Here is an 8,865-nt window from a genome sequence, read left to right as displayed (position 1 = left end):
CTCCTGCGCGCAGCATGCCCGCCACAGCCCCCAGGCTGTTGCACAGGATGTGCTCGCGGACGGTGACACCTTGCGCCAGCAACCAGTCGTCCAGCAGCCGCGTGGTGCCAGCGCCTGGCGGCAGCGTGACGAGGGGATGCTGCTGCAGCAACGCTTTGATGCCCAGGCGGCTGGCGCCCGCCAGGCTGGGTGACAGGGCCCAGGCGAAGCGCGCGGCGCCCACGGGCTGCGATAGCAGTGTGCTGCGCGACGAGCGTCCTGCGATCACGGCGAAGTCCAGTTCGCCGTCGTCCAGGCGGCGCTCCAGCACCCCGCCCACATCCACGCAAGGTTCCAGAGCCAGGCGTGGGTGCGTTCGCCGCACTGCCGCCACAAAGGTGGGCAGCCACGTGAGCGCAGAGAGGTCGCCCACGCCAAAACGGCAGCGGCCCGCAAGCTCCTCGCGGGAGCCCAGCTTATGGCCCAGCGCCGCCATGGCGTTGAGTACTTCCAGTGCGGCCGGCAGCAGACGCTCCCCCGCCTCGGTGAGCACGGCACGGTGCCCGCTGCGGTCGAACAGCGACTGGCCCAGCGTGGACTCCAGTTCGCTGATGCGTTTGGACAGCGACGAGACCGACAGGTGCACCCGCTCCGCTGCCGTGGCGAAATTGGCGCAGGTGGCCGCCCACCAGAAGGCTTCAAGTTGTTTGACCGAGGGATGGGGCATGTGCAGAGAGATTGTCAAAAAGCGAACAAAGTCATTCTAAATATTCCGCTTTTATTCACTGATGCGGAAATCTACAGTGGCGCTGATCCCTCAACGCAATGACCATCTACCATGCCCGTCTCCACTGCTACGCCGTCTACCACCGCGCCGCGCTCGCCTGCTGTATTGCGCCGCATGCTGTCGCTGCACGACTTTGAGGACGCCGCGCGCAGGCGTCTGCCCCGGCCCATCTTCGGGTACATCGCCGGTGCGGCGGAGGACAACGCCTCGCTGCGCGACAACCGCGCGGCGTTTGGAGACTTTGCCTTCGTGACGCGGGTCCTGCGAGACGTATCGCAACGGTCGCAATCCGTCGAGCTGTTTGGCGAACGCTACAGCAGCCCTTTCGGGATAGCGCCCATGGGCATCAATGCGCTGTCCACCTACCGGGGCGATCTTGTGCTGGCGCGTGCTGCACGGCGCATGGGCATTGCGTCTGTGATGAGCGGTACGTCGCTGATTCCGATGGAAGACGTGGCCCGCGACAGCCCGGGCACCTGGTTCCAGGCCTACCTACCTGGCGATCAGGCACGCATTGAAGCGCTCATCGAGCGCGTGGAGCGTGCGGGTTTTCGCACCCTCGTCGTCACGGTGGATATCCCCATCTCCGCCAACCGTGAGAACAACATCCGCACGGGTTTCTCCACACCCTTGCGCCTCAGCCTGCGTCTGGCATGGGATGGTCTCGTTCGGCCGCGTTGGGTGGCGGGAACCTTTTTGCGCACGCTGCTGCGCCACGGCATGCCGCACTTTGAAAATTCGTTCGCCACGCGCGGTGCGCCCATTGTTTCTTCCACGGTCCTGCGCGACTTCTCGGCGCGCGACCATTTGAGCTGGCGCCACATTGAGGCCATTCGCCGCCGCTGGAAGGGGCCCTTGGTCGTGAAGGGCCTGCTCAGCGTGGAGGACGCGTTGCAGGCGCAGCATGCCGGGGCCGATGGCGTGGTGCTGTCCAACCACGGGGGGCGCCAGCTCGACGGGGCCGTATCGCCCATGCGCGTGCTGGAAGACGTGGTCGCGGCCGTGGGCCCGAGTTACCCGGTGCTGGTGGATGGGGGCTTTCGGCGCGGCTCCGACGTGCTCAAGGCCATTGCGCTGGGCGCGCGCCTGGTTCTGGTGGGCCGACCCTTCAACTATGCAGCCGCCGTTGCCGGTGAAGCGGGGGTGCTCCACGCAATCACCCTGCTGCGCGACGAGGTCGATCGCAACCTCGCCATGCTCGGCGCCACGGGTTGCAGCGAACTGGGGCCCCAGCACATCGCGCGCCAGAGAAGCTGAGGGATGGATTGCAAGGGACGGCGGTGGTGTCGCCCTTGTCCGTTCACGATGCGCCAAAGAAAAAGCCCTGCGCTATCGATTAAATAGCATCAGGGCTTTGTCAGTGGCGGGAGGGTGACATTCATAAAAAACCATGGAAACCGCATGAATGCTAGGTTTTTGGTTATGAAGATTCGAATATGCCCCCAAAAGTGCCCCCAACGTTCAACATTCACGCTTTCCAGCGCCCTGAGCGCAGCAACTCGCCCGCCACCGCCTCCACCTCAGCCCAGCGCGCCCGCAGGACGTGCAGGGCCACTTGCTGAGCATAGGCATGACCGCCACTGGCGTGACACCCGAAGGCCGGGCGCAGCATCTCCTCGGCTCGCTGGTAGTCGGTGGCGTATGCATAGTGAATCGGCCCGGTCCAGTGCGTGCCAGACTCCAGCACCTCAGCCATAACGCCCGCATGAAAAACCGCTGCGGCCGTGGCTGCCAGAACCCCGGATTCGTCCGGGGAGGGGTCGGGTAGCCGAGCGAAGGTCTCACGCGCAGGCCAATGCGCCTCACCGCTTACGCGGCCATCATGGGCGGCAATGCTGGCCTCGGGTGGCGACAGACCCACCCACTGCATCAGGACGATGTGCCCAGCTTCATGCACAGCAGCCTGGCGCATCGGATCGGGGAGCTTGGGGCGAGCTTGCCAGGGTTGCACGCGGCGCAGGGTGGTGGTGCAGGGGTATGGGTGGGGAGGCATGCTAAGGGGTAGGTGGCCGGGTCGCTGCGCTCCCACAATAAGCGCGTCCGCATCCGGCCTTGTCACGCAGATCAGCCGCCCTGCGTGACGCGGTGCCCTGAAGGGCTTGCCCGCAATTTATGCCAGGTCGCTACCGCCTCGCACGATGCCCGTGCGGCGCATGAACGCCGCGCCCAAATCGGCAGTGATGCGAATTCCCGTGCCGTCCGCGTCGAACGAAGCCTTGTGCTCCAGGCGCAGCGGGTTGGGCGATGCTGCGAGGCGCAGCACGGTCAAGACAGGATGAAATTTGGGGTCAGGCAGCACAAACCAGCGCGCAGCAGGCAGGCCAGCGATGGCAGCCACGGAGAGAGACAGCCCGCCATCAAGCACGGCCTTGCGGGCTGCATATTCCAGCTCTGGCGCAACGACAAGATGCGCAGCACGCAGGTTCAAAGCGTTCCCGGCTGCACTTTTCTGATTGCGCAACATGCCCATAGCAACACCCAGGGCGGCACCGTCCAATGCAGTCTTCACGGTGTTGGCGTCGCTGAACATATCGTCGGCGTCATCCATCTTGGGATTGCCACTCAGGGCGGCTGCAACAACGGCAGCCTCCTTCTGTGCGGCATGGGCGCCGACAGCGGCAAACACCGCCTTTAGGGCGCCCAATTGGTCGTTGATGACCAGATGGCGCGACACCGTGACGATGCGCCCGAAGGTGGTCATTTGAACGGCTGCGCCACCTGCTGCAGTGAAGGCGGCCCCGTGGGCGATCTCGGCCAACTCACCCAAAGGCTGCAGGTCAAGGTCGCCATCAATCGCCGGAAGCGATTCCTGCATGAACCCTTCCACCTCGGTGCTGGCGGTGAATTGCAAATGCTCTTGTGCCGCAGCGTCAAAAGCGGCGACGGTCACATTCTTGGCGCCGTCTGCCAGTAGGCGGGCAAAGTCCGCGCTGCGCAGGCCACGGGCCACCACTGACAATTCGGCTTCGGTATCGCTGGGCTTTCGCAGCTTGGCGCCGATGGCGTAGGCAATTTGGCGGGCGCTGAGGCTTTCAGCCAGTGGGTGCGTGGTACTGCTGGGCGCGGCGCCCATTTGCAGGGCGAAAAAATCGGGCGCGGCGGCCAGAACTTCAGCGGGTTTAATGGCGGTGGTGTGCATGGGGTTGTCCTTTTGTGTTGTCCCCATGTTCCAGCAAACCCGCTGCCCGCGTTGGTGATTTTGGTCAGTAGAGCAACAGCAGCGAGTACAGCTTGCGCGGGCTGCGCAGTGGGCGGGTTCCGCTCACCTGGTAGGCCCGCCACAGCGCCGATTCGTGCGGGGTCAGGGATAGGGCATGCCCGGCCTGAAGTGCAGGCAGAAGCGCCAGCTCGAAGCGGCGCACGGCCCGCGCCAGTCGCTGCGCCGTCTGCCAAGTAGTGGCGCCGTCCGTCGCCAGCTCTTGCGCGGCCTGCATCAATGCGGAGTTGCGCACGCGGATGCGCTGGGGCAGGCTCAGCCCAAGGCAAGCGCCCACCGCTGCATCGGTGGAACAGGCCAGAAGCCGGCGCGCAAGTTCGGGGGGCAACTGCACGGTGGCACCGGAGGCGGCTTGCAGCAGCAGATCGACAACGGCGCTCATCGTTCGTTTCTCCCCGTGTAGCGTGCAATGATTTGGTGCTGAAGGTTGATCAGGTAACGGTGAAGCCACTCGCGCGCGGATTGTCCAGGCAGCAGAACACCCCGCGTGCAAAGACTGCTGACAGCCTGCTGGCTGATCCCGACCATTTGCCCAAACTCTTCCTGAGTAACAGGTTGGTCAAGCACCACTAAAAAGCTATCGATGCCCTGATTGCTCACAATACAACCCCCCTTAGAGCACTGCGGAACAGTCCGACACCGCGCCACCATGACCCGCGGGGCCCCCTCGCTCAGAAGGACCCTCGATCATTTAGCCGACCTCATTCGAGCCATTGACTCACTGATGGCACGGTCAAACTCTTGAGCCGCGATGGCTTGCACCCTCGATTCCTTTGCCGCGTCCTGAAGCGTCAGCTTGCGGCTGTAGTTCACAACTCGCTTGAAGGCGAACACCATCTTCATGTTGCGGTCCGCACCGCGCATGTACACGCCAGGGCTCACGCGGCCATTGTTCACCGGCATCACGAAGTAGCGCTTGCCATGGCGCGCCTGGGACTTAGCACGCTTGGTAGCGTCCTTGCTGATGGTCTGCTGATAGCCCTCCGAGAAGTCCGTTCCAAGCTGCGATATCACCGCGATGATGGTGGACCGAGGCACGTTGCCGAAACCGTTGCGGTCCGCCCCCTTGCCTGGCACGGTGATGTAGCCCTGGGGCATGGCGCCCGATGCAATCAGCGCCCGCTCAAACTTCTTGACCAAGCGGCTTCCACCCAGCTCGTGCTGCTGAAGATAGTCGTTCTGCGACAGGCTGCCTGATCGGCTCACATCCTTCAGTGCCACTGTTGCAGATAGCTTGTTCGCACGCGCAGGCTCAATCCGGACAGCGCTTTTGGTCATTGGTGTAGGCCGGTCGATCTTGGTATCGATCTCCTTTTGCCAATCGGAAGCCAAGTGCTTGGCTGTGCGTGTGATGGCGGTGGCCGTTGCAGCGCGTAGGCGCCGATCAGAAAACCCGGCCAACTCAGCCTTCAGTTGCTGAAGGCCGCTGATTTTCACGTTCATGCTGATGCTCATACAAAACTCCTGGTAAATGTGTTCATTGCTGCGGCGCATGGGCATGCGCCAAACTTCAACCCCCACCCCGTCGACACATCGACAAAGTCGACAGACTGAGAATTGATCCTTCTGCCTACTGCATGCCCTCCGTGGGTTTGTCGACTTTGTCGATGTGTCGACAGGGGTAGGTCTCTTTTCTCGTAAGTCATTGATATAGAAAAGAAAAGAGGTTCTAAAACTGCTTTTGGCTACAAACTCGACTACCCCGACAAAGCCTTGGGGTTGACCGCGTAGCAGGTGCTGGGTGGTGCGCCCTTGTTCTGGCGCTTGAATGAACGCACCACGTCCTGGTGCTCCAGGCGCTCCAGTGCTTTGTGCAGTCGGTCCACGCTGCGGAACCGTCCCTCCTGCGCCTTCTGTGCCTCGCGCTTGGTGAACTCCACACGCTCACCAGCCCGCACCCAGCGCACGATGGCGGCGGCGTCCACATCGGTGGCATCCGTGCCCAGCATCCCGAACGCCGCCTGCGCATGGGGGACCAGCAGCCGCGCCAGGGTCACGGCGTTGTCCATGCACTCGAACCCCACCTCCTTGGTATCCAGGCCAGTGGTGGCCACCTGCAGTAGCGCGGCGATACGCGCCACTGCACCGGGTAGCTTGCTGGTCCAGTCGCTGATGGATTCGTACCGCCCGCCCTCGCCCTGCTCAAGCTCGATGGCCTCGGCCATGTCCAGCCAGATCTCACGCGCAGCCTCGCACAGGGTCAGGGTCTTGGGTGCGGCGATGGGCGCGGGCACTCCCTCGAGCAGCTGGTGCAGACGGCGCTCGTATTCGTCGCGCACGCCATCGGGGATAGGTGCCCGCTTGCGCACGTCACGGCTGCCCACGTTGCTGACGGGGATGGCGTACAGGAACCGGGCCAGCAAGCCAGAGTCCCGGAACCTGCGCGAGCTGGCCACCTCAGCCATCACGCCAGGCTGCAGCAGTAGGCCAAAGGACAACGCGGGCTGGTCGATGTGGGCGCTGCGCCCCGCTCGATCCACGCGCATGGTGGTGCCCGCGTGCCCCTGCAGGAACACATCCAGGTTCGATGCCCCGCCGTTGTAGATGCCAGCCATGATCAGGAAGATTCCCGCCTCGTCGCTGTGCACAGCCATGCGCTCGCCATGCTCCACCAGCAGTGCTTGCAGCCGCTCGGCGGTGGTGTCGCCAGTGAACAGCCGTGGCGCCCGCAGCTCGTCGGGCATGTCGTTTTGCTCGCGCTCGATCTCTGCTGTCAACGACTCCCGCTCGGTTGAGTCCTTCGCCTTGGCCGCGTCTTGCTTCAGGCGTTCGATGCGCTTTTCTGCCACAGCCCGCACGGAACTCACGCGCACAATCTCCCGGCGCATGCGGTCGCGCAGCAGCTTTTCCCAATGCACCAGCGGCCCCAGCATCGCATTCAGCACCGCGCTTTTGCGGGTGCCGCTGGGCGTGGCGCTAAGGGTCCACAGCGCCAGCGGCTCGGTGTAGCTGTCGCCATAGGGCGCCACCTCAAACCGGCGCTGCAGCACCGTGGCCAGCACGGCCAAAGATGACATGACCGCCAGGGCTGGCGGTGTCTGCGTGCTCTCAGCCACGGCATGGGCCATCGCGGCAAGCCAGTCGGGCAGCACGGTCGCGGGGATATCGGGCACGCGCCGCATGCCCGGCAAGATGGGATCAGGCCACTCTGGCGGCGGCGTTGCTGGGGTCGCTGGCACGGCCTGTTCAACCAGCTCGCGCACAGCATCCAGGCCATCGACGGCAGCCAGGTCGTTGAAGTCGGTCAGCGATTCGGGCAGCGGGGGAAAGGTCTTTTCAACCATGGCTCACCCCCTCGAATCGAGGCACCGCCAGAAAGCCGCCCACAGCCCGCGCAGCCTCGCGGGCGCGGGTCAGGCCAGGGTTGCCAGGGGTGCCAGGGGTGCGGCTGTCATCGTCCGCACACACCACGATGCGCAACGCTGGAAACTTCGCACGCAGCGCCCGCGCCACGGCGGGCAGGTTGCCGCAGTTGAACGCAACCGCCACCGCGCAGCCCGTGGCCTGATGTAGCGTGGCCCCGGTGGCGTAGCCCTCGCACAGCAGCAAGCGATCGGCTGGCCTGCCCATGGCGAAGTAGCAGCCCGCAATGCGCCCGCCGGTCAGAAAGCGCTTGGCACCATCTGCACCAATGAACTGCAGCGTGTGCAGCACGCCCGCCGCATCGCGGGCAGGTATCAGCAGCATGTCGCGCAGCCGCCGAATGCCGATGGCGTTGATGCCCTTGCGCTCCAGATAGAGGTGGGCATTGGTCGCAGGGCGGGCCATGCGCCACAGGCGTTCGGCTTTCGCTCTCGCCTCGCCATGCACGCGGTCCTGCTCTATCACCCGCGCCGCCTGCGCGGCCTGCATGTGCCGCTGCATCGCGGCCCGCTCTTCGGGGGTGGGTGGCTTTGCGCCCGCTTCGTGCCAGTTGTGGGACTCGCCCGTTTTCCAACTGCCGAACGCGCCCGCCAGGATGGGGTGGCTGTGCAGCACATACCAGCCGTTGGTGCTGCCCGCCTTATCGCCTTCGACGCGGTAGCGGCGCAGCTTGCCATCAGGCACCAGCTCCAGCGCTTTGGCTGGCGCCAGGCCCGCCAGCTGCATGGCCTGCGGCATAGGCAGGTTGACCCGGTCAGGCTGTCGTTTGATAATTGCTCTGTCTGTTTTCTGAATAGCCGCCTTGGGTGCTGGTAACACCCCGGCGGCTTTTTCTTTGGTTTGATTCATTTCAATCCTTTTTGCCAGGGCCGGGCTCACCAGCAGTGGTCTTCCCTTCAAGCTGGTACAGGTCACCGACCTGCGAACGCGCAAGGCATTCACCCGTCGCGGGGTCAAAAACTCGCAGCACGCCCGGCCAATCCACCCGCACTAGCACCGGCTTACCGCCGGGCCTGCGCATGGTCTTGCTCAACCATGGCTTGGCGGTGCTGTGCATTTCAGCGAACCGCGCCGCTTGCTCCAAGGTGCGGCGCGCGGCAGCGTCTGCAGCTGCCTGCGCCTTTTGAGTAGGGGTCTCCATAGCCGTCATTCCTGCGCAAACTGCTGCTCAATCCATTCGTCAACAGCACGGCTGTCCCATCGCGTACACCTTGCAGACAGACGCCGGGGCGCTGGGAAATCGCCCCGTTGGACAGCTGCCCAAATCCAAGATGCGCCACGCCCAATGCGATTGCCCACCTGCCGAACATCTTCCAGCCTGCGCGGTTGCTGGTGCTGTATGCGCTCACTCGATTCCATTGCGATTACCTCCAAAACAAAGACCTGTTCAGAGGTAAGCGACCAGCCGTACCACCTTGAACAGTCCCGCGACATCTCGCAAGATCGTGTGCACGTAAACCATCGTGGACACCATGCTCAAAGATTCAGAGACACCGAGATATGCGACGCGGCGTACCCA

General features: G+C 64.0%; 10 protein-coding genes. 1 reads left to right on the top strand and 9 read right to left on the bottom strand.

What is annotated here, in order from left to right; all coding sequences use genetic code 11:
- Positions 1 to 706, bottom strand: a 706-nt coding sequence (locus tag NFX52_RS28280; protein ID WP_252635935.1) for a LysR family transcriptional regulator, incomplete at its 3' end; no start/stop codon positions are given.
- 111 nt (positions 707 to 817) lie between these two features.
- On the opposite strand from NFX52_RS28280, the gene NFX52_RS28275 reads away from it, so the two are divergent.
- Positions 818 to 2,023, top strand: coding sequence for an alpha-hydroxy acid oxidase (locus NFX52_RS28275; protein ID WP_055398005.1), 1,206 nt, complete (start codon positions 818 to 820; stop codon positions 2,021 to 2,023).
- A gap of 211 nt (positions 2,024 to 2,234) precedes the next feature.
- On the opposite strand, the gene NFX52_RS28270 is transcribed toward NFX52_RS28275, so the two are convergent.
- The 8 genes from NFX52_RS28270 to NFX52_RS31195 form a co-directional block, all read right to left on the bottom strand.
- A complete protein-coding gene (locus NFX52_RS28270; RefSeq protein ID WP_156358708.1) occupies positions 2,235 to 2,759 on the bottom strand; it encodes a hypothetical protein in 525 nt (174 codons plus the stop codon).
- A 117-nt stretch (positions 2,760 to 2,876) separates the two neighbouring features.
- Complete coding sequence (locus NFX52_RS28265; protein WP_055398000.1) at positions 2,877 to 3,905, bottom strand: phage major capsid protein; 1,029 nt, start codon at positions 3,903 to 3,905, stop codon at positions 2,877 to 2,879.
- Between the two features lie 64 nt (positions 3,906 to 3,969).
- Positions 3,970 to 4,365 carry a hypothetical protein gene (locus tag NFX52_RS28260; RefSeq protein WP_055397998.1) on the bottom strand — a complete coding sequence of 132 codons (396 nt, stop codon included), beginning with the start codon at positions 4,363 to 4,365 and terminating at the stop codon, positions 3,970 to 3,972.
- Between the two features lie 305 nt (positions 4,366 to 4,670).
- Positions 4,671 to 5,438, bottom strand: a complete 768-nt coding sequence (locus NFX52_RS28255; protein WP_207402198.1) for a hypothetical protein — start codon at positions 5,436 to 5,438, stop codon at positions 4,671 to 4,673.
- Positions 5,439 to 5,680: 242 nt separating this feature from the next.
- Entirely contained in the window at positions 5,681 to 7,267 is a 1,587-nt protein-coding gene (locus NFX52_RS28250) for a YfjI family protein (RefSeq protein ID WP_055397995.1), read from the bottom strand.
- A complete protein-coding gene (locus tag NFX52_RS28245; protein WP_082437425.1) occupies positions 7,260 to 8,195 on the bottom strand; it encodes a toprim domain-containing protein in 936 nt (311 codons plus the stop codon). Before NFX52_RS28245 ends, NFX52_RS28250 begins: the two co-directional genes overlap by 8 nt.
- A 1-nt stretch (position 8,196) precedes the next feature.
- Positions 8,197 to 8,487 carry a hypothetical protein gene (locus tag NFX52_RS28240; protein ID WP_156358707.1) on the bottom strand — a complete coding sequence of 97 codons (291 nt, stop codon included), beginning with the start codon at positions 8,485 to 8,487 and terminating at the stop codon, positions 8,197 to 8,199.
- Positions 8,488 to 8,492: 5 nt separating this feature from the next.
- A complete protein-coding gene (locus NFX52_RS31195; RefSeq protein WP_353848504.1) occupies positions 8,493 to 8,705 on the bottom strand; it encodes a helix-turn-helix transcriptional regulator in 213 nt (70 codons plus the stop codon).
- Positions 8,706 to 8,865: the final 160 nt, after the last annotated feature.

The sequence above is a fragment of the Acidovorax facilis genome (genome assembly GCF_023913775.1).
Taxonomy (GTDB): Bacteria; Pseudomonadota; Gammaproteobacteria; order Burkholderiales; family Burkholderiaceae_C; genus Acidovorax; species Acidovorax facilis.
Note: the sequence above shows the minus strand (reverse complement) of the source record. Positions and strands in the feature narration are given on the sequence as shown.